Genomic DNA, 20,402 nt, shown 5'->3' on the forward strand with positions numbered 1-20,402 from the left:
GTTGGTTACAGCATAACATCAATGAAATATAATTTCAATATTTTATTGATGTTATGAAATTTAATTTCAAAATGTAAGGAATAATATCTATGTACTCGATGATGTTTCATCTTCTCTATGGATACTATTTATTTTATATTGCTATGCTAAATGCTCAAAAAAGAGTCTTAAATTATTAAGACTCTTTTTTGATAAATAATAGGTATTTCTTTTTCTAGATTACTTTTTAAAACAGAAATATACCTACTAAGTCGATTAGAGGACAATGTTTTTGTTCAGTGCTCTTATCCACCTATACTAAAATTTCTTCAATTCTTTCAAAGCCTCCATCAATAACTGGAGGTTTTTTATGTTATTTTTTTGTGAAAAAGGTAAGTGGTATCCTTGTATGTCATTTAGCTACCGTTCAATTTATCCTGGGTCAACCATTTTATATATTCCAGAACATTAGAGAACGCTTTAGAGACGCTTTCTGAACCACATCCATGATATAGCGATTTACGTCCTGGGGTAGAATTACTTTCAATCAGGTACAAATCATGGTTTTGGTCTAACATTATATCAATACCCATTTCAACGAAAGTTCCGTATTTTTCTTCTAAAGTCAGAAAAACTGCTTTTACTAATGTAGTTAATTCCTGTTGTAAACTTTGCAACTCTTTTCTTGAATAATACAGTTGTTCCGAAAAGAATTCTTCTAAATTATATATCGTTGGCTGAGAACGTGTATTTAGGATAGGAACTTTTTTATCACCAACACGGACTGCTGCTCCGACAATTTCAATATTATTGTGTTTATTTCTTTGTATCTCTATTCTCAAATCAATTTTTCTATTTAGCGATTCAATTTTTTTCTGGATGATTGCTTCTTTTCCATTTAATCTTTTTTTTAATCTTTTTATAACTTTGACCAGACTATCAGTAGTATATGTTATTAATTCACTTTCGTAATATCTGCACTGAAATTTATTATCAAGGGTTTGGATAACTTGGATTACATGTCTGCCTTGTCCACTCACAGTACCCTTTACATAAACCTCTTTGTACCTGTTTAACATTGTCCTTAAATTTTCTTCTGAAAAAGAGACTGTGTCAGGAAGATATTCTTTAAGGGTATAATTTTCGTTAAAAATCTTATACTGGTCCCATTTATCTAAACGTGCGACTGGATTTAAAAAGATAACCTTCTCTTTTCGAAAACTATCTCTAATATACTTGTATTTCATGTTGTCCATTTGCACAATTCTATTATATACAACATCAGGATATGGAAAAACCTTTTGAATCCATTGGCCATTTTCTTTGTCATAAACATAACCATTAATGAGTTTCCTATCTATGTCAACATTTTTTCTTGTAAAAAAATATAAAGTAGCCTTAGTACGTTCATTTGCTTTATTTAGTAAATTGTAACCGTTATAGGGACCTTTTTTAAATAGTTTAGTCTTAGAATTCATAAAAACACCAATTATCGGTTTTGGAAGGTTTTCTATGTGAGGTACGCACATTTTTTTAACATCCTTTCACAAAATTATATATATATTTATGTAGTTCTGTTTTTATCTGTAACGGCTTACAACCTGCTGTTATTTCAGCAACTGGTAAAAAATTCAGCCAGAATCTTTGTTTAAGAAAAAGGAAGAGTAAAATTTCCATAAATACAAAAAAGTACTTAAGAGAAGCTGCTGCGGATCAAAAGAATTATTTCTTTTTAGTTGGATAGGTGCCGTTGCGGTTTAAAGTAAAAACTATAATATAAGCTTAGAGATTAAACATAAATATGGAAGTGAATGAATATGAGTCAGATAACAACTTCCCCTTTATTGGTGCACATGTTACATGGAGTGTCATAAACTTATTAATATAAGAAGGTGATAAATATGGAAGTGAATGAATATGAGTCAGATAACAACTCCCCCTTTATTGGCGTACATGTTACATGGAGTGTCATAAACTTATTAAAAAAACAAAAAGTAGGCCGCAATAATAACAGGCTCCAAAAAATGAATAATATAGCCAAAACAAACCTGTATTTTTTTTCAGAAAGAGATGTGGAATATAGCAAAAAAAAAATTAAAGGGGTCTATTATAATATTAAAACAAGCAAGTGGACTGTTGCTGAATTCCCATTTCCTGATGTATATTACAACCGGAGAGGAGAATCCAAAAATGATAAAGATGTACAAAAAGTCAGGGAAACGATCGAAAAAATGAGTATAACAAAAATAAACTCTAATCATTTTTATAATAAATGGTATTCCTGCCAAGAATTATATAAATATGAAGAAATACGTCCTCATCTGCCTGAAACAATATTGTATAAAAATGAAAGTGATTTAGTTAATATGTTAAAAGATACTTCAAGTCTTTATTTAAAATCATTCAGACAAAATAATGGAAACGGGATAATATACGTAACCAAAAAAACTAACTGCTATGAATATAAATATTTTATAAAAGGAAAGTTAAAGAAAGGGACTGCAAGTACATTAGAAGAATTGATACAGATTATACATTCATTCTATGCAGGTAATGAGTTTATAGTCCAAAAGTCGATTGATTTATTACAATATAAACACAGCACTTTAGACTTAAGATGTGATGTCCAACGAAACGGAAAGGGTGAATTAGAATGTGTGTCCCATGCGGTCCGTGTCAGTGCAAAAAACTCACATGTTACGAACACAAAGACAAAGTCATCTATTTACCCATTTGAGGAATTCTTTCGTGAAAAATTAGGATTTTCGGATAAAGAAATATGTAGTTTGAAAACTAGATTAGAGAGATTACTTTTCAACATTTTTGAAAAGCTTGAATTGACCTATGGCAGCTATGGAGAAATGGGCATTGATATTGGGATTGATAAAGAAGGTTCTTTATTTCTTTTTGAATGTAATATTAAGCCAGGAAAGAAGTCATTATGGTCTTGTGATGAACAAACGATTGACCGGGCATTCCTTAATCCATTAGAGTATGCAAAATTCCTATCTTCTAGCCAACTAGAAAGGAGCAACTAGAATCACGTTTCGATTTTTTATGGCGGTCCTGTCCAATCATCACTTTCCCCTAAAGTTTAGCAGCTTAGTAGAAATATTTGAATAATAAACAGGAATGAGGATATATGATATTACTACTAAATGAAGATTTGTACTTAAAGTAAAGGGTTCTTTTGTGGAATAAGGCTCATTGAAATGATCAAACTTTTTTATAAAAAAGTTTATACTCGGCTCATTTTATGTCGAAGTTTGCTTAGCATATATTTTCGTTAAAATGTGGGCGGACCCCCATGCCCATCAAGCTAAGATTATATAAGTTTAATTTCAGGTGAGATTTTTTCTTTTTTCTAAAGATCCAGTGTAAGTTCTTTAAAGATTTGCATACCAAATAAACCTTATCGGGTTTCAATTTTTTGGATTATGCTACATGATTGTGAGAAATAGAAAATTTGTATACTACACCTAAGATATCAAAGACTGTTTTCTTCTCATACCTATGGGATTTTCGCCCATTTCTCTGTAGAAGATTGAACAGACGAAGTAGTATCTTTGATATCTCTTGGGTGTCTTTTTGTAGAGCCTGATAAAGAAGTGGAAAATAATCTTTTATGATATAAATCGCTTTATATTCGCTTAATTTTCGTTTCTTCTTGATGAGGAGTAATTGACGCATTTGAAACATGGTGGATGAACAAAGAAGGATGCTAATTAATTGTCCATATAAATGACATTCTAGTCGTTCTAATTTTACAGAATTACACTGATGAATACGAAAAAATAATTTCCATGTTTTAAAGATAAGTTCAAATTGTGTCAATGAAGTATGAGCTATGTTTTGACTTAACCAAATACATAGGGCCACTAAATCTTGTGCGCGGTATTTACTTTTTCGTTTAACAAATCCTACATTTTTAACTAATTGCTCTAAGGCATCAGGTGACATATATCGTTGTAACTCTTTAGAAAACAATTCTAGTTCATCAAAAATCGATAAGTTCATATCTATTTACATCAACACTTTGTGAAGGTTTATTGCTTGATGATCTTTTCATTTTCTACATGGATATTATTTTGTTTACACTGCTATGCTAAATACACAAAAAAAGAGTCTTAATAATTAAGACTCTTTTTTGATAAACAATTGGTTATTTTTTATCCCAGAAATATATTTACTAAATTGATTAGAGGTCAATGACCTTTTTAGATCCTTTTATCCACTTAATTGAGCAAATACATTTGTTAATCACTTAAACGTAGACTCAAAGTGAGCGGCAATAGATAATGCATCTTGGATAGCGCCGCTTGTTTCTATCCCATATAAAGTATTTCCATTTTGCCAATATACACGGTTTTGTTTCTGTCTCGTATCCACTTCTATAACTGCGTAAGAGTCTGGAGTTGGTAGTGGCTCTTTCTCTAATTGCTTCACTATGGATTTTGCTACAGGTATATTGTCATCTTTATTTGCCGATGGACTTTTTACGAAAATTGCCCAATGATCCTTAACAGCATTCAAATACATCGTTCCTGCTGCCCCATCGGTAAAACCTTTGACTCCATATCCTAAATCTATTCCGCTAGGATCATCATTGCTTGGTATACCTTTATCGTAATCAGGATTTAATGCAAACGTTGAACATAAACTTTTACCCGCTTCTTCCTTTGTCTCATACTGTTGGACAAAAAGTTTTGCAATTTGCTTAGCTTGATTAGAATCCGAAAGTGCAGCGGAATCGACAGGTAATGGGCTATTGCTTTCAAAAAATGTAACAGTGTAATTTTTATCTTGACCTTCTGTGTATGCAGATAAAAACTTGTTTTCATTAGACAGAGGGATTTCTGTTGGTAAGAATATATTCATTTTTGTCTTTGCTGATAAAGCTGTTCGAGTAGCTGCAAATACATCTTTTTGTTTTGATGCATGAGACTCTTGTTGTTTTTCTGTTTGTTTCGATGTATGGGATTCTTGTTGCTTTTCTGTTTGATTCTTAGATGTATTCGTTTCTTTTTGTTCACATGCCCCTAGTAAGAGTAGGCAAATACACATGAATGCTGAAAGTTTTTTCATTTCTTCTACCTCGATTTTATTAATTGTGAGAAAAACTAATTTTATGTACCTAATCATAAAGTATCTTCAAAATAAACATTTAGGGATCTAAATACACAATTTTACTAGACCATTCCCAATATCTATCCACTTGTGCTCGAATAATCCGATCCAGCAATCCAGTTATGTTTTATATAACACTATGAGAGTAACACTTGCTAACGGAATTCCAACATTTTTCTATATTAAAATTTCTTCAATTCTTTCAAAGTTTCCAACACAGCAATCGTAAACGCAGAGTTTCCCTCTTGTTCCAAACTTCGGAAATACAAGCTTCTTAAAAACGTTCTAATATTTTGTACTAATATATCATTTTGAGGAACTGGGGCTGCTTCAATTATCGTAAAGCTGTAAAGCCAGTTTTTCCATTCTTCTTGTACCAAGATATTTTGGTTCCATAAAGACATTACTGCTGTCACTAATCTCTCATCCTCAAAGTTTATGTACAAGTAATCATGCAGACGAATCTTATGACGAACAGCAGCAAGGATTGCGTGCGAAAATTCGCGATTTCGTATCGTACGGGCTAAAGCGTCTAGGGCATCTGCAGCATGCGCTGTGGAATGCGCCCATCCTTTCCCTTCTACATATCCTCTTACATCTTGTTCAAGGTACACATATTCAAGAACTTGTTCTGCGACGCTATACAGCTGTTCTTCAGATAATAACAGTTCTTTTTCATGAACAGATAAAATAAGTGGTGGAATTAGAATAGAAAATGCACGCTTAAAAACAGAATCTGTTTCCTTTTCACCGATTTTGTAAAATAAATAATCAGGACTTAGTGCCTGCAGCAGCAGTCCGCGTAGCTCTTTTTGTCTAAATACTTCGCCTTTAATCCATCGTTCGAGCGTACTGTAAATCAATTCATCACGCAGCTCAGCATCGGATGATCCGATATAATCAAGCATCCATTGTGCATATGGATATGCATCTACATCTTCCGGGACGGAGTAATTGTTATTTTTGATATGTTGTAGCTCCTGTTTCAATTCGTATTGGTCCATCATAATATTTTCTGTCCTCTCTTAAAATTTTTACATCTTATTTTTTATACTACCTTATATTTCTCTTTATATGCCATACTCTATTTATAATTTCATAGCATTACATAAGAACTGTACCAATTGTTCGCCTGTAACTGCATCTCTAAAATCAAATTTAATCTATTTATTTACTAAATCCATAATTGCTGGATACGCCTTTTTTGAGTGTAATGATGAAAATTCAGAAGTTTATTTTTGTTCACATATCAACGCGGATCACATCCTAGCTTAGATCTTTATGTTAAGATCTAGAGAGTATGTGAATTCACATTAATCAAATTTAAAAATCATATGTATTTAGAAGTATGAATGAAGAAGAGAGATTTGCTTTTCTAATGAAAAGTAAACCCCTCTTCTTTTGTCTTTAAACCTTAAATGAGTCTCTTTTTAGAATGTAATAAATATTAAACATACTCACGCTGTTTCGCGATAAATTTTTTGTTGTTCCTTTTGCTGATTAGGTGGTCTAATCAAAATAGAGATGATAAATGACACAATACATAATGCGCCAATTACCATAAAAGTTGGCTTAAATCCACCTAGAAGTGCACCAATAAAGGAACCTGCGAGTGCTCCGAAACCAAAACCTTGATACACGATACCGTAGTTTTTACTATGATTTTTTAGACCAAAGAAATCACCAACAATGGCTGGAAAAATAGTGATATTTCCACCGAAGCAAAAAGCAACGCTTGCTACACAGGCGAAATAGATACCATAATTTAAGTTCACAAAACTGAGAACAAAAACAGACATACCTATAACGACAAAAGTTGCCGAAACAATTTTTAAACGGCCGATTTTATCTGATAACGGCCCCAAAATGATTCGACCAACCGTATTAAAGATAGCGACCATAGCAACCGCATTAGCTGCTGTTGCCGCGCTAAGCCCTACAAGTTGAACACCAATATCCTTTACCATGCTAATTAAATATAAGCCACTCATACATGATGTAAATAGCATGATAAATAACATATAAACTTCTTTTGTACGTAGCATTTCCCTTGTTGTATAATCATGGCTCATTGTTTCCTGAACTGTATCATGTTCAGCGGCTTTATGTATAAAACACGCGCCTATTACTACCAAAATTGCAACAATTAAGCCCCAATAGAAAAACGCTTGTGATACGCCAACTGAATCAATTAGCTTTCCATTAATGTATTTAAAAATTAAGCTGCCCGTGCCGTATGAAGAGACAGAAATACCAGCAATTAAACCTTTACGCTCTGGAAACCACTTTATTAAATTGGATAGTGAAGTGATATAGGCTGTACCATCTGCGTAACCTACAACAACACCTGCTAGCACATAAAGCATTGGTAATGAGGAAACCTGTGAGCTAAGCATCAAGCCAATTCCTAGAGCTAATCCGGCTATAATAATGAGTTTGCGAATTCCCAATTTCTCTTGTAATTTACTCGCAAACAAAGTTGAAAATGATAAAGAAAAGCTAGTGATTGAGAAGGTTATAGCAACAGCGTTAAGATTCCAACCAAATTTATTCACTAAAGGCTGATTGAATAAGCTCCATGTATAAATCGTTCCAAGGCCTATTTGTACAATGATTGTACCGAAGACAACAAGCCATGGATTAACAGATGAATGTTTCATATCATCCTTCCTTCTCTTTTCTTATTTCAATTCTTTTTAATGATTGTCTAACGATGTTTATTATAACCACAATGCTACGCGAAATACGGATATTGAAATAAAAATTAATACGGAATAATACCTTTCATATAAAAATAGCTGTATTGTTCTTTAGCAACAAAAAGACACTTCATTGATAAGTGTCTTTTTGTTGCTTAGATATATACGATTTTATTGCAGTAAAGCTGTGTTAAGATAAGGCATCTTCTAATTTAGATGCTTTTACTTATGATAACAGTTTGTATGAACAAATGGTTTAGTGAGCAAATGTATCGGCCACTAAATTGCTAAAGTCTCTTAAATATTGAAGATAGTTGCTTCCTCCATAGTTATATCTTTTGTTATACATTTTTGCGACAACGACATTATATTCAGGAATAACTAAAATTGTTGGTCCTGTCACACCTAATATTTGATAAGATCCTTTTGGAACTCTTTCACCGATTTCACTTTGTAATGCTGGTGTATTCTGAACAAACCAAAATAATCCGTTCTGCGGTAAATCTTTATTTTTATAATCAGGACTTTGTATTTGTGTTGCTAATTCAATGACTTCTTTCGGTACGATTTGTTTTCCATTCATATACCCTTTATTTAAGTGAAGATTTCCCCAATAAGCGAATTCCCTAGCGGAGACAAAAAGATTTGTTTCTGTTCCATCATCTGATACCCCTATCTTACATACAGCTTCTTCATTTGGATTTATTACTACTTTTACTAAACCTTCATGATCTGTTGTTTGCCAAGCTGTTTCCTTAAAATCTGCAGGTATGAAGACTCGTTCTCTCAGCAATTTTGGAAAACTTTTATTGTATAATTTGCAGATTAGATGTGTCATCATTTCGATGTTAACGCCTCTATAAGCCCATTCCTCTCCTGGTTGAAACTCTCGATAAATGATTCCATTGTCACTCATATGTAAACCGTGAGAATGTGTTACTAAATGTCTTAAAGTTGTCTTACCGAGTAAAGTTTTATCATATTCTTCGAAGTAATCTATAGCATAATCATCTAAACTCCTAATTTTCTCCTCATAAATTGCATAGGCAATCGCAAGTCCTAAATAACTCTTTCTTGCAGAAGCAACATTAAACTGTGAAGTCGCTGTAATAGGAGGGCTATTTTTTGTATTAGAATGGGTTCCGCTATAATGCTCCAATACAACTTTATTGTCTTTCATAATAAAAAGTGCTGCTGCGGAGCTATGGTTTCGTTCTTTTATATGTTCTACCCATGAAATTAATTGCTCGCATTTTTTCATTTTTTATCCCTTTCTTTATTGGATCTATACCAAATTTCAATTTCGACAAAAAATGAAGAACACCTTTCTTTAATACTTCGAGTACTGACCATAAGAGCGAAAAGCCTTTTTCATAACTAAAAGCAAAAAAGCAGGGGATTGTTTCCCTGCTTTTTAACTGCTACTTTGGATGTCTCATTCATTTGAACTCTCTTCAATTGAGCCGTGATTCATATTTTTTCCATAAAATATTTCATCCATTTCCACTTTTAATTTCTTTGTAATTTCCTCTTGTTCGTTTATAGATAATGTTTCCTGTGTATATCCAAACAAATAGTTGTTTAGGTCAAATTCTTTTAGTTTGCATTTCGTATGAAAAATATGCTCTTGATATACGTTAACATCAATCATATCATATAAATTTTTTACATTCTCTGGGATGTAATTTTGGATTGAGCTTATTTCGTGGTCAATAAATAATTTATTACCTGTTATATCTCTTGTGAATCCCCGCACTCGGTAATCAATTGTCATAATATCCGTATCAAATGAGTGAATAAGGTAATTTAATGCTTTAAGTGGTGAAATTTCTCCGCATGTAGACACATCGATATCGGCCCTAAACGTACTAATCCCCTCATTGGGATGATATTCAGGATACGTATGAACCGTGATGTGGCTCTTATCTAACTGCATGACGACCGATCCGGGAAGAGGTCCAGGTGATTCGTTAAATGATTCAGTTGGAACTTCTACAATTGGGCCTTCTGAAACTAGAATTGTTACACTTGCTCCTTGTGGAACATAGTCTTGTTTGGCTACATTTAATACGTGTGCACCTATAATGTCAGATACGTTTTTTAAAATCTTTGTTAATCTATCTGCATTATATTGTTCATCTATGTATTCTATATAGGCTTCTCTTTCTTCTCTTGTTTTTGTATAGCAAATATCATACATATTAAAGCTTAATGATTTAGTAAGATTATTAAATCCATGCAATTGAATACGCTGTTCTGGTGTTAGTTTCATGGTGAAATTCCCCTCTTTCTTTTATATTCAATAATGATTTACACATCCTTCATGAAATATGGTTTGTGTATTCTTTTTCTTTATGTATTTAATTGTTTTTATTTTTTACCAAAATACGGTAAATGAAATTTGTTCTATTTTATAAGAAGTATGACTGAATTTTTGTTATATGAAAAAGCTTGGATCTGATTAAATCCAAGCTTTTTTCATATCTAATAGTTCAAACCATTACTTATTTAAATCTTTTTTCGTCACTTCGCTTCTAATATTTACATCTTTGGAGAATTCAGTATCGTTTTTTAAGTTGTTAGGATATTTGTTTTTGCGTTCTCGATTATCATTTCGGTTCGTCATAAATGATCCTCCTTTTTTAAGTTTGTACCTATTTTGTACGAAAGGAACAATTTGATACAGATAAAATTGTTCCTTTCTTTCTAAGTAAATTCACTATGAATTGATGAGATGTACAACTCTTGTTTCCACTTTTTGTGAACTTTCTTTTAGGCAAAATATATACTTGTTAGCACATACTATTCTTATTGGAGGTGACAATCATGGGACACAATCAAGACCCGTTCACAACAAAGAAACGTAATGCCAATGGACAATACGATAAGGAAGCACACAGCATCGACAGCCATGGGAATTATGTACCTAACACCCCAACAAATGATGCGATACTTCGTGCTGAAAGACCCAAAAAATGACTACCATGAGGGAAGAGATATTAGAATTAGTACCAGAGACGGTAAAGAAGTTGCTCCAAAAAGAAATTCAACCTGGAAAAAGAAGTGTCATTGATTTGGTTGTTGATGATGCAAATACTTATGAATTTGAGCCAAAGCAAGTAATCCCTTGCATTATGGCGGCTTATTATGTTTACGAATCCACAGCCTATCCTGATGAAATGGATGAGGAGTGGAAACTGAGCTTAGTTTTTCATACAGCTAATCGTTCGGCGATGAAGCTTTTATCTTACGGTAAGTATAATGCGGAACGATCTGAGAGTGGTTGGATGAGGTATACAAATTTATAAAGTTTTATTTGAAATTCGCTAATTAAACCACATTAATAAGTTTGTTTTCACGTAAAAAAGTCCGATTTTAACCGTATTAAGGTTATATCGGACTTATAATAAATGTAATGTTTGAAGGAATAGAATCATTTGAGAAGTGTATCAGTATCCTAAACTTTCTAGATTATTTTTTTATATTTGATAACGCATTATAAATATTTGCCTCACCAGCTCCAAATAAAGCATCTTGTCCTGGTTTACCGTAATCTTTTGCTGTTTGCTTGATTAAGTTTGCGACTTGTGCAGGAGAGTATGTTGGATGAGCTGCTTTAATAACTCCTGCAATTCCCGCTACTTTTGGCGAAGCCATTGATGTTCCGTGAAGTAAAGCATAGTTATGCAGATTTGAAGTAAAATATGGCTCTAAATATGTTGGCCATGTACTTAATGCACGATAATGGAAATCACGTTTCATTAACTCTCCTGTCTCAGCATATGTAGGACCATTATCACCGCCTGGTGCTGCTACATCAATAAAGCTGTTTCCATAGTTAGAGTAGAATGCAATTTTATCAGTTGACCATTGATTAGAAGAAGATACAGTGATTACACCCGGAATTTGACCAGGAGTTTCAACGGATGGACCTTTAAAAATAAGGTCAGCTGATCCGTATTCCTTATTTAAGTAATCAGTTACCATCTTTTTATCATTCATATTCAATGACTCATTTCCACCGGCAGCTACGACTGTTACATTTTTTTGTACAGCGTACTCAATTGCACGTTTCCAAAGAAGAACATCGGCAATATCGTTATATCTTTGTCCTTTAGAATAGTATTTCAAGCTATCAAATCCACCGATAGACATATTAATAACGTCTACTTTATCATTTGCAGCAGCAACAATAGCGTCTACAATCCAAGCTGTTGGTGCACTGCCCGATTCAGGGAAAACACGATATGAACGAATTTTAAGATCTGGTCCAACCCCTTTTAGTTTACCGTTTGCTGCAATTGATCCTGCTACATGAGTTCCGTGTCCCCCGCGATCCTTTACATCAGCAGAATCGCCTGTTTCAGTTTCGTCTTCGCCAGCTGGTACAAAGTTCTGGCCGCCGGTATAGTTTTTTATTAAATCAGGATGATTCGCGTCAATACCGCTGTCAATTATACCAACTGTTGCTCCTTTTCCAGTTCCACCATTAATCTTATAGGATGCGCCGTCTTTCGTTATATTTTTTATATCCCATTGATAGTCCCAATAGCTATCTATATTTTCTGGCTGCGGGATATCGGTTACGGGCATTCCGTCCGCTGCTGCTGGACTTATTTCTTCTTTATCTAAAGCATGGACAATCTCTTGATTCGCAGCTTGGATAGAAGAAACCCCTTTCAAATCATCTAAAAAGGAAGCATTGCTCGACTTTACTTCTAAAGCACCGATGGCAGGAATGGCGCGGATAACTTGTCCACCTGCATTCGAAATAATAGATTGATAATTGCTTGGTAAATCTTTCTTAAAGGCAATCAAGTAATTTTTTTCCGTTTGAGCTGAGTTGTTTGTTGTTTTTGTTTGTGCTAACACAGTGTTTCCTGCGAGAGCACTGAATGTTAAAGCTGTGGCTAGTGTTACAGAGGCTAATTTAAAATTCATTACAATTCCCCCTAAAAAATTAGTAATGTATGGATAAGATTTTATTCCACATAAGAGATGATAAAACCTCCAATAAATTACCTATGTTAAGATGATTTTTTCGCCGATCTTTATCCTTATGAACTAAGTAGCTTCTTAACAGCAAACCATCTAAGAAGCATTGTTATTGTTCTTCATTTTAAGGAGATAGCCTATATAGTGTTTTTTTACTCTAGATTATTTCCCCAATCATTTCCTTACTACGTACATTATTTTTGATAAATAGATAACATGTCCAATCAAGAGGGTATACATTTAAATAGAATGGTATGAGAACTACCTTCAAAGATGTAATTAAAAAGATAGCCAACATATCGTGAACTTTTCTATTCATTCTTGTTCTTATAAACGCTACTTTATGTGTCTATCTACATAGGAATTATGGGTTATTTGGAAAGGAGAGGTCTACAATAGCTTATTCATTCGAACAATGCATGAATATATGCTTAGAAATTTTAATTGCTCCAGAGACAGAAATAGAGCTTTCTATAAGTGACTACGACACATGTACACCAGGGGTTTCAATTGATGGTAACGTAATCATCATTACGTTACCGTTAGTTGCATGTGTAGAAATTACAATTAACGACGATTTTAGCATTTCAGTTGAACTCATTGGTTCATTAGTCTTTCTTTCTCTTCCGCCTGATAATCAGGAATAACACCAAAAAGCTGTCATCTAATATGATTATTGGAGGACAGCCACATCACGATTAAGCTAAGCTTATGTAAGGAAAGTTTAACGAGTTTCACTTTTTAAAAAATTAAGGTGCTTAATCGTCAAACTTGATACAAATTTAAATGACATCTAATATATCAAAGACTGTCTTTTTCCCATACCTATGAGATTTTCATCGGTTTTTCTGTAGGAGAGTGAACAGACGGACTAATCCCTTTAATCACTCTTGAGTGTTTTTTATATGGCTTGGAATAAAAGAAGAGATTACTTTATAATGCTAACTCTTTTTTTAACAAGGTAAGATTATAATCATGAAATTTTTTCATTGCTTTTGGATAATTATATTTTTTTATGAGGGCGTATGTTTCTTCTTGTTTGTCTTCTAGTAGTAACTGTTTAACTTGTAAAATATAATCAATTGATTCGGATATTCTCTTTTTCATCTCTGTTTTATCATTTGTAAATCCACCATGTCCCGGTATTAAGATGTTAATGTCATATTTTTCTATTATAGATTCGAATTTTTCTAAAGTTGCTAAATAGTCATCACTGCTATGATAAATATACGGAAACTCCACATTAGATAAGTAGTCTCCAGCTATTACGATACCAAATGGTTCGAGAACTGTAATAATGCCATCTTCAGTATGACCTGGAGCATGATAAAAATAAAATTTTATGTCTCCTATTTCTAATTCCTCATATTCTTTGCTAATTGAAATATCTACATTTGGAAATTTTATTTCATATTCTCTTGTTAAATAATAGGAATCATCAAAATCTTTAATGCTATTGATAATTGATTGCTTGTCGGGGGTATCATTTAATTTCTTACTTGCAATTACTTTGATGTGAGAAAACGCACCATAACCTAAAATATGATCAAAATCGGAATGTGTAAAAAGTAAGTAAACGTCTTTATGTTTTTTATTTTTATAAACATAGTTCTGAATCTTCTTTACTTCATTAGGTAACCAAGTAGGATCTATTACTAATACTAATTTATCAGTTTCTATAATAACTGAGTTTGTTTGATAAAGAGCGCTTTGAAAGATGGTTATGTGATTATCTTTATACTGAATCATAATCCTATGTCCCCCGCTTTAAAATTTTTCGTTTGTTTTAAAGAGATTTAGATACATTTCTCTTTAAAATCAAAAAATAAAAGGAAATTATTACAAATACTCTACGGATAGAATATCATTCTTTTTGTTTGTAAGCTATGAAATCTTTTAGCTTGACGGGGATGTGAAGGTACCCCTTATTGAATTATCACTATCTGTTGAGTAGCTTAAAAATAAGAAAATTCTCTTTTAAGTGAACAGTACATTGAAAAAGAAACCGAAACAATATCGTTTCGGTTTCTTTTTGCTAATTGATTAATATTCTATTTCATCATAGTCTTTCGGCTGTGGTACTGGCTGCATATTACTTGCATCTTTTGGATCGCTGTAAATAGCATTTTCTTCAGTATTTAATTTTTTTATGTTTGATTTTTTATTATAATTAGGCTGTTTTTTCATTTAAATCATCTCCTTAACGTTTTTTCAAATGTAATTATGTCCTATACTACTCTTTTCTACTCTATTTGAATGATTAGGAATTAATCCACATGTTTATTCTTTTTTGATTTTTATTAATTGTAAAAATACGGTAAATGAAATTAGCCATTGATTTTTATTATTCAATTGTTTTATCCCGCACTAACGGACAGTAGAATTCCTGCATCAATTAACGACTTTCATGTTAATTTTGTGTTGCTTTATAACGTCTTTCTTCATATAACTGATATGCCCAGATTGAAGTGGTAAGCCACGATCCGCTAGCTAGATAACCTCCCAGTACATCACTTGGATAATGAACTCCTAAGTATATACGACTTACGCCAATAGCAAGAATCATTGTTGCGCTAATTAAAATTAAAATAACACGACCAAATGAACTTTTGATATGCCGCCACAGCAAAAAAGTGACGATTCCGTACAAACTAAATGCCGCCATCGAATGACCACTAGGGAAACTGAATCCATTCGCATCAACAATGCGATGAATAGTCGGTCTGGCACGATGAAATATCATCTTTAATATCCAATTTAGAAGTGCCGATCCAATAACAACCCACACGAATAAAATCAATTCTCTTCGATGGTGCAAAACCTTATATAAAAAAAGGATTATAGCTAACGTAAGAAAAACAACGGGTAATCCCGACCCGATAAAAGTAAAGAACTTCATGATACTTGTAAGTGTTGGAGATTCCAGTCCTTGAATAAAAGAAATGACAGCATTGTCAAATCCAACAATTTTTTGGTCACTTATAAGCAGTGCAATGAGCCCAAATGCAATAGCGCACAAAAGACTAATAAAAAACGCGCGAGTTAGTTGTAATTTCAATTTCATTTCGTTAAAAAAATCCTCCTTAAATACACATGCCTATCATCAATAATGCAGCGATTACAACATGTTAAATGCAGGCAACCATAGACCTAAATATCTACCATGATGCATCAGAGAGATGACCAAACGTAAAAAGTGTAGAAATTAAAGAAACCAAATAAAACGATGATTTAGATTTCTAAAATCTATCCTCACTATTATTTTTTAGTCTCACTACTTTATTCATTCATAGAGGAAACAGGTAAAAGTAATTCCACATCTGTTCCTTTTCCTTCCTCGCTTCGTATCTTGATTTCTCCCTTATGCTGTTTCATAATATTTTTTGCGATAGCTAGTCCTAATCCCGTTCCTCCTGTCTCTCGACTCCTTGCTTTATCTACCCGGTAAAATCGTTCAAAAATATGCTCTATTTCTTCCTTCGGTATACCGATACCATAATCGCTTACTCGTATCACAGCATGATTTTCATTCTTGTCCAAGAAAATTTCAATTTTGTCAGAACTATACTTAATAGCGTTATCGAGCAATATGATGATGACTTGCTTTATCTTCAGCTCATCCATTTTAACCATGATAGGTGCTTGATCGTAATGGAGTGTAATTTCTCTTCTATAAACATCTTTAAATTGCTGTAGAATGCTATGACATAGTGATACTAAATCAGATGATTTTATTTCTAAAACAGTTTCTTTTTCTGATGCTGCTAAATCCAATAACGCTTCCGTCATTCTTTGCATTCGAGTTGCTTCTGAATGGATTGCCTCAATCGCTTCTATTGTCATTTCTTCGTTTTGGATGCCTCGTCTTCTTACTAAATTGGCATAACTTCTAATGACTGTAAGAGGAGTCTTTAGTTCATGAGAGGCATCTGAAATAAATTGTTTCTGTTTTTCAGAGTTTTCTTGTAGCCTCTTAATCATAAGATTAAACGCTGTAGCCAGTTTTTCAAGTTCATCCTTTGTTTGTTTATGAATAGCTATTGTTTTTGGAACACCACTTTGTTCAATATCTTCCATCGTTTTAATCATATTAGAAATAGGTCGCATAATAATATTTGACAACCATCTTCCACTGAGAAGAGATAATATAATGGCGATAGCGGAACAAGCGATAAGAATAGATAATAAAATGTCTTTTCTCGTTTCAAGTCCGGTTAATCGCTCGCCAATCTCCAATGTGCCCACAACATGATTATCCGAAGTAATGGGAACGCGAGTGATTAAGATTTGTTCCTCTCGAATTTTGTATAACTGTGACTCAGATTTTTTAGAGAATTTAGCTTCTATATTAGATAAATGTTTATCATCCGTGACTTGGCTAATCACTTGAGAATCAGGATCTATAATCCGAATGAAGGAATGCTCGACTAAATATGATTTTAATTTGTCTTCTGTTAGCGTCGTTGTATTTTGTTTATGAAGTTCTTGTATAATATCGTTCGCTTTTTCAAACAGCACTTCTTCTTCCATATTTACAGTCGTTTTCATAAAAGCAAAAAATACAACAACGTTTATAATGAGTAATATACAAAATAGCCAAGCTGTCGTTAACAAATTAATTTTTGTTGTGATCTTCATCTTATTTCTCCCTTATGGAATACCCTATTCCCCGGATCGTATGAATTAACGGAGAAGAAAACTCCTCGTCTATCTTCTTTCTAAGATGACGAATATACACGTCGATTACGTTCGTTTCTCCTTCGTATTCATATCCCCAAACATGAGTAAGAATACCTTCACGTGTTACAATCTTGTTTTTATTTGTAAGTAAATATACTAATAAATCATACTCTTTTGGAGTTAGTGAAATGGATTTCCCGTTCCTTGTCACTTCTCTCGTATCCATATTTACCGACAAATCAGCAATGGATAAAAGAGGTGTTTGTTCATTTAACGGAACACCAGCTGTAATCATGGTGTTCGAACGAATGCTTGAACGTACCCGCGCAAGAAGTTCTTCCATTTCAAACGGTTTTGTAACATAATCATTTGCCCCTTGATCTAAGCTCATAACTTTATCTAATGTTGTATTTCGAGCTGTTAAAAGGATTACTGGTACATGGATACCAGCCTTTCTTAATCGTCGTAACACCTCTATACCGCTCAATTCTGGCAACATTAGATCTAGCAAGATTAGATCTAAATTTTCGTGTAAGGCTATTTCTAATCCTGATTTCCCATCATATTTTACTAATACTTCGTACCCTTCATACTCCAGTTCTAACTGTAGTACCCTTGCTATTTGCACTTCATCTTCTACAACTAAAATCCGTTTGTTCATAATCTCCTCTTCTTTCTACATTCATTGTCTGTCATATTCCTGTATGCACTGAATATTAAATTTGCTTATTTACGATAAGGCGAAACATCTCAAATAGCAAGAAATTCAAGAACATCCACACCGCGCCATATACATATCCACCCACGATATCGCTTGGAAGTATATGAGAATACCCAATGTTTGCAATTGCTATACATAGTAAAAGCAATATACCCAGAAGAGGGAGAACAAATTGTATATATTTATTCTTCATATGACGTACCATTAGAAATAAGCAGGTGCCATACACAATAATGGTAATTGTTGCTTTTTCATCCGGAAAAGTAGAAGAACGAGTTGCCGCTTCTTTTCCAATAAAATGAAAATAAGACAGTGTGTGTGTGACCGCATTATGGTACATATGCGCTCCAAGTATGGAAACGATAAGTAAGAGGCCTTCAAGCCATCTATTCCTTCCTTTTCTCCAAATGGCTAAAATCGTAATAATAATGAGAATACTAAATGCGATAGGTGACTGCAACGATAGGAATCTGCTCATGCTATTTGTCCAACCTGTTTGAAGTATAGAATGAACAATATATATAGTAACCTCATTAAACTGAGTAAACTCATTATATAAATAATCCTGTGCCATTCCCAACATTAAGGTTATCATTCCTAATAAGACTAGTGTAAGACTGATAAGGAACACTTCCGTTGCTCGAATGGTTCGAAAGTAAGAAATAAGCCGATTAAGCAGTCGTACGAAAAAGTTTTTGATTTGTTTTTTGTAAAATTTATAAACTAGTAACCCTCCGATAACGATAGCGAGTCCAAGGACAATGTAGATGAGATATTGTCCGGCCAATTTATGAAAATCCTGCCAGCGCGGCCCTAAAATTTTACCTAGTGTAATAAAGCTAATTGCCCATAAGCTTGCCCCTATATATGCTGGAACAAAAAAGGTTCGATAGGGCATTCTTGAAATACCAGATACGTATCCTGTGAAGTGCCGAACCCCAGTAATGAAATAAGCAACTACCAACAATTTACTGCCTGATCGTTCCATCCAGGCAGCTACTTTTTTGTAGTTCTTAGGTCCAAGGTGAATATACCGTCCATACTTCTCGATCAGTTTATAGCCTCCTAACCTTCCGATCCAGTATGTAACTGTAATTCCGACTCCTCCAGCAGCAATAGCTGTCAGAATGGCCAAAGTGTAATCCATTTTTCCTTGAAACACAAAATATCCGGCAAAACTCATAAAGAATTCAGCCGAAATCGGAATCGCAAGCAGTTCAATCAAAATAACAGTGAATAAAATAATATAACTGTGCTGTTCAAATAATGATATAAAATGTTCCATGTCGTTCCTCCGAGCCTCATTCTTTTTTTGTTTTTATTTTCATTTATAAACCACTATAGCACTAAACTCTAGGTGCTTTTTCATTTTTAATCCATTTTTAATGTAATTTTCATAGGATGTTCAGTTTCCCACGATACACTCAGAATACACGTTTTTGGTGAGCTTGCGTTTTTATCTTTCTACATAAGACACCCAAAACCTATAAATAAGGAGCTGAACAATATGAACTATGAAATATTTCAATGGATTAACGATTTGGCCGGTCGCTCCTCTTTTCTAGATAGAGGTATGATATTCATCACTAATAGCGTCCCTTATGTCGTAATCGCATTTATGTTATTTCTATGGTTTACTGCAAACAAAGAAAAAAGAGCAGAGAAACAGTATACAGCTATATACATTGTCTTTTCTTGCTTACTTGGATTGTCCATAAACGCAATCCTTCACCTTGTCTACTACCATCCACGTCCATTCGTGGCACATCATGTTCATCAATTAATATCGCATCCTGCTGACTCTTCATTTGTAAGTGATCATTCGGTATTAGTATTTTCTATAGCATGTACGCTGTTGCTACGAAACGATTCGTGGAAATATCCCGTATTAGTATGGGCTATCATTGTTGGCATTTCCCGTATATTCGTCGGAGTCCATTATCCTGCAGATGTGATTGGCGGTGCTCTTGTTTCATATGGGACAAGTATATTGGTTATGCAGTTCTCAAAAAAATTGGAGCCTTTAGTACAATTGGTGTTCTACATGTACAAGAGATTAACAGAACATATCCCCTTTTTAGCTAAGTATAGCTATAGAGGCCTAAGCTAAGAAAAAATGAGGAAAATAGGCTGAAATAGATCCTCTGATTACTAGAGCAATGTTATATTTTCTATTTTTGTCACTTGTGATTGATTCTATT

At 33.5% G+C, this 20,402-nt stretch carries 19 protein-coding genes and 2 pseudogenes; 5 read left to right on the plus strand and 16 right to left on the minus strand.

Features of this window, described 5'->3' with window-relative positions; translation table 11 throughout:
- Nucleotides 1-395 precede the first annotated feature (395 nt).
- On the minus strand, nt 396-1,508 hold the full coding sequence (locus CN326_RS17540; protein WP_098310260.1) for a YheC/YheD family protein: 1,113 nt from the start codon (nt 1,506-1,508) through the stop codon (nt 396-398).
- 372 nt (nt 1,509-1,880) lie between these two features.
- On the opposite strand from CN326_RS17540, the gene CN326_RS17545 reads away from it, so the two are divergent.
- Nucleotides 1,881-3,017: a YheC/YheD family endospore coat-associated protein gene (locus CN326_RS17545; protein WP_098310261.1), complete on the plus strand. Its 1,137-nt coding sequence runs from the start codon at nt 1,881-1,883 to the stop codon at nt 3,015-3,017.
- 397 nt (nt 3,018-3,414) lie between these two features.
- Here CN326_RS17545 and CN326_RS17550 read toward each other — a convergent pair.
- The 8 genes and pseudogenes from CN326_RS17550 to CN326_RS25185 all read right to left on the minus strand — a co-directional run.
- A pseudogene (locus tag CN326_RS17550) lies at nt 3,415-3,807 on the minus strand (IS4 family transposase); the annotation flags it as partial.
- Nucleotides 3,805-3,996: pseudogene (locus tag CN326_RS25595) on the minus strand (IS4 family transposase); the annotation flags it as partial. The pseudogenes CN326_RS17550 and CN326_RS25595, both read right to left, overlap by 3 nt.
- 243 nt (nt 3,997-4,239) lie before the next feature.
- Nucleotides 4,240-5,064, minus strand: coding sequence for a hypothetical protein (locus tag CN326_RS17555; RefSeq protein ID WP_098310263.1), 825 nt, complete (start codon nt 5,062-5,064; stop codon nt 4,240-4,242).
- Nucleotides 5,065-5,288: 224 nt separating this feature from the next.
- Nucleotides 5,289-6,113, minus strand: coding sequence for a DUF2785 domain-containing protein (locus tag CN326_RS17560; RefSeq protein WP_098310264.1), 825 nt, complete (start codon nt 6,111-6,113; stop codon nt 5,289-5,291).
- 450 nt (nt 6,114-6,563) lie between these two features.
- Entirely contained in the window at nt 6,564-7,766 is a 1,203-nt protein-coding gene (locus tag CN326_RS17565) for an L-lactate MFS transporter (RefSeq protein WP_098310265.1), read from the minus strand.
- A 295-nt stretch (nt 7,767-8,061) separates the two neighbouring features.
- Nucleotides 8,062-9,066 carry a serine hydrolase domain-containing protein gene (locus CN326_RS17570; RefSeq protein ID WP_098310266.1) on the minus strand — a complete coding sequence of 335 codons (1,005 nt, stop codon included), beginning with the start codon at nt 9,064-9,066 and terminating at the stop codon, nt 8,062-8,064.
- Between the two features lie 174 nt (nt 9,067-9,240).
- Complete coding sequence (speD, locus tag CN326_RS17575) at nt 9,241-10,077, minus strand: adenosylmethionine decarboxylase (RefSeq protein WP_098310267.1); 837 nt, start codon at nt 10,075-10,077, stop codon at nt 9,241-9,243.
- Nucleotides 10,078-10,305: 228 nt separating this feature from the next.
- Nucleotides 10,306-10,431: a hypothetical protein gene (locus tag CN326_RS25185; RefSeq protein WP_255258154.1), complete on the minus strand. Its 126-nt coding sequence runs from the start codon at nt 10,429-10,431 to the stop codon at nt 10,306-10,308.
- A gap of 200 nt (nt 10,432-10,631) precedes the next feature.
- On the opposite strand from CN326_RS25185, the gene CN326_RS24705 reads away from it, so the two are divergent.
- Entirely contained in the window at nt 10,632-10,784 is a 153-nt protein-coding gene (locus tag CN326_RS24705) for a hypothetical protein (protein WP_176524671.1), read from the plus strand.
- Nucleotides 10,785-10,789: 5 nt separating this feature from the next.
- A complete protein-coding gene (locus CN326_RS17580) occupies nt 10,790-11,113 on the plus strand; it encodes a hypothetical protein (RefSeq protein WP_098310346.1) in 324 nt (107 codons plus the stop codon).
- A gap of 163 nt (nt 11,114-11,276) precedes the next feature.
- On the opposite strand, the gene CN326_RS17585 is transcribed toward CN326_RS17580, so the two are convergent.
- Nucleotides 11,277-12,746, minus strand: coding sequence for a S8 family serine peptidase (locus CN326_RS17585; protein WP_098310268.1), 1,470 nt, complete (start codon nt 12,744-12,746; stop codon nt 11,277-11,279).
- A gap of 473 nt (nt 12,747-13,219) precedes the next feature.
- Here CN326_RS17585 and CN326_RS17590 point away from each other — a divergent pair, with 473 nt between their 5' ends.
- Nucleotides 13,220-13,447: a hypothetical protein gene (locus CN326_RS17590; protein ID WP_098310269.1), complete on the plus strand. Its 228-nt coding sequence runs from the start codon at nt 13,220-13,222 to the stop codon at nt 13,445-13,447.
- A gap of 286 nt (nt 13,448-13,733) precedes the next feature.
- Here CN326_RS17590 and CN326_RS17595 read toward each other — a convergent pair whose 3' ends face one another.
- From CN326_RS17595 to CN326_RS17620, 6 genes are all read right to left on the minus strand, one after another.
- Nucleotides 13,734-14,549 (minus strand): MBL fold metallo-hydrolase, encoded by an 816-nt coding sequence (locus tag CN326_RS17595; RefSeq protein ID WP_098310270.1) that lies wholly within the window; start codon nt 14,547-14,549, stop codon nt 13,734-13,736.
- Between the two features lie 294 nt (nt 14,550-14,843).
- A complete protein-coding gene (locus CN326_RS24710; RefSeq protein ID WP_098310271.1) occupies nt 14,844-14,987 on the minus strand; it encodes a hypothetical protein in 144 nt (47 codons plus the stop codon).
- Between the two features lie 223 nt (nt 14,988-15,210).
- Nucleotides 15,211-15,864, minus strand: a complete 654-nt coding sequence (locus CN326_RS17605; RefSeq protein WP_098310272.1) for a phosphatase PAP2 family protein — start codon at nt 15,862-15,864, stop codon at nt 15,211-15,213.
- A 215-nt stretch (nt 15,865-16,079) separates the two neighbouring features.
- Nucleotides 16,080-17,438: a HAMP domain-containing sensor histidine kinase gene (locus CN326_RS17610; protein WP_098310273.1), complete on the minus strand. Its 1,359-nt coding sequence runs from the start codon at nt 17,436-17,438 to the stop codon at nt 16,080-16,082.
- A gap of 1 nt (nt 17,439) precedes the next feature.
- Entirely contained in the window at nt 17,440-18,141 is a 702-nt protein-coding gene (locus tag CN326_RS17615) for a response regulator transcription factor (RefSeq protein WP_098310274.1), read from the minus strand.
- Between the two features lie 55 nt (nt 18,142-18,196).
- Nucleotides 18,197-19,486, minus strand: a complete 1,290-nt coding sequence (locus CN326_RS17620) for a VTT domain-containing protein (RefSeq protein ID WP_098310275.1) — start codon at nt 19,484-19,486, stop codon at nt 18,197-18,199.
- 222 nt (nt 19,487-19,708) lie between these two features.
- On the opposite strand from CN326_RS17620, the gene CN326_RS17625 reads away from it, so the two are divergent.
- On the plus strand, nt 19,709-20,311 hold the full coding sequence (locus tag CN326_RS17625; RefSeq protein ID WP_098310276.1) for an undecaprenyl-diphosphatase: 603 nt from the start codon (nt 19,709-19,711) through the stop codon (nt 20,309-20,311).
- Nucleotides 20,312-20,402 lie beyond the last annotated feature (91 nt).

The sequence above is a fragment of the Bacillus sp. AFS018417 genome (genome assembly GCF_002560985.1).
Taxonomy (GTDB): domain Bacteria; phylum Bacillota; class Bacilli; order Bacillales; family Bacillaceae_G; genus Bacillus_A; species Bacillus_A rhizoplanae.

What these genes read in the sequence shown, in the direction of transcription:
- CN326_RS17540 (WP_098310260.1), bottom strand. Translation starts at nt 1,508, where the DNA reads ATGTGCGTACCTCACATAGAAAACCTTCCAAAACCGATAATTGGTGTT.
- CN326_RS17545 (WP_098310261.1), top strand. Translation starts at nt 1,881, where the DNA reads ATGGAAGTGAATGAATATGAGTCAGATAACAACTCCCCCTTTATTGGC.
- CN326_RS17555 (WP_098310263.1), bottom strand. Translation starts at nt 5,064, where the DNA reads ATGAAAAAACTTTCAGCATTCATGTGTATTTGCCTACTCTTACTAGGG.
- CN326_RS17560 (WP_098310264.1), bottom strand. Translation starts at nt 6,113, where the DNA reads ATGATGGACCAATACGAATTGAAACAGGAGCTACAACATATCAAAAAT.
- CN326_RS17565 (WP_098310265.1), bottom strand. Translation starts at nt 7,766, where the DNA reads ATGAAACATTCATCTGTTAATCCATGGCTTGTTGTCTTCGGTACAATC.
- CN326_RS17570 (WP_098310266.1), bottom strand. Translation starts at nt 9,066, where the DNA reads ATGAAAAAATGCGAGCAATTAATTTCATGGGTAGAACATATAAAAGAA.
- speD (WP_098310267.1), bottom strand. Translation starts at nt 10,077, where the DNA reads ATGAAACTAACACCAGAACAGCGTATTCAATTGCATGGATTTAATAAT.
- CN326_RS25185 (WP_255258154.1), bottom strand. Translation starts at nt 10,431, where the DNA reads ATGACGAACCGAAATGATAATCGAGAACGCAAAAACAAATATCCTAAC.
- CN326_RS24705 (WP_176524671.1), top strand. Translation starts at nt 10,632, where the DNA reads ATGGGACACAATCAAGACCCGTTCACAACAAAGAAACGTAATGCCAAT.
- CN326_RS17580 (WP_098310346.1), top strand. Translation starts at nt 10,790, where the DNA reads ATGAGGGAAGAGATATTAGAATTAGTACCAGAGACGGTAAAGAAGTTG.
- CN326_RS17585 (WP_098310268.1), bottom strand. Translation starts at nt 12,746, where the DNA reads ATGAATTTTAAATTAGCCTCTGTAACACTAGCCACAGCTTTAACATTC.
- CN326_RS17590 (WP_098310269.1), top strand. Translation starts at nt 13,220, where the DNA reads ATGAATATATGCTTAGAAATTTTAATTGCTCCAGAGACAGAAATAGAG.
- CN326_RS17595 (WP_098310270.1), bottom strand. Translation starts at nt 14,549, where the DNA reads ATGATTCAGTATAAAGATAATCACATAACCATCTTTCAAAGCGCTCTT.
- CN326_RS24710 (WP_098310271.1), bottom strand. Translation starts at nt 14,987, where the DNA reads ATGAAAAAACAGCCTAATTATAATAAAAAATCAAACATAAAAAAATTA.
- CN326_RS17605 (WP_098310272.1), bottom strand. Translation starts at nt 15,864, where the DNA reads ATGAAATTGAAATTACAACTAACTCGCGCGTTTTTTATTAGTCTTTTG.
- CN326_RS17610 (WP_098310273.1), bottom strand. Translation starts at nt 17,438, where the DNA reads ATGAAGATCACAACAAAAATTAATTTGTTAACGACAGCTTGGCTATTT.
- CN326_RS17615 (WP_098310274.1), bottom strand. Translation starts at nt 18,141, where the DNA reads ATGAACAAACGGATTTTAGTTGTAGAAGATGAAGTGCAAATAGCAAGG.
- CN326_RS17620 (WP_098310275.1), bottom strand. Translation starts at nt 19,486, where the DNA reads ATGGAACATTTTATATCATTATTTGAACAGCACAGTTATATTATTTTA.
- CN326_RS17625 (WP_098310276.1), top strand. Translation starts at nt 19,709, where the DNA reads ATGAACTATGAAATATTTCAATGGATTAACGATTTGGCCGGTCGCTCC.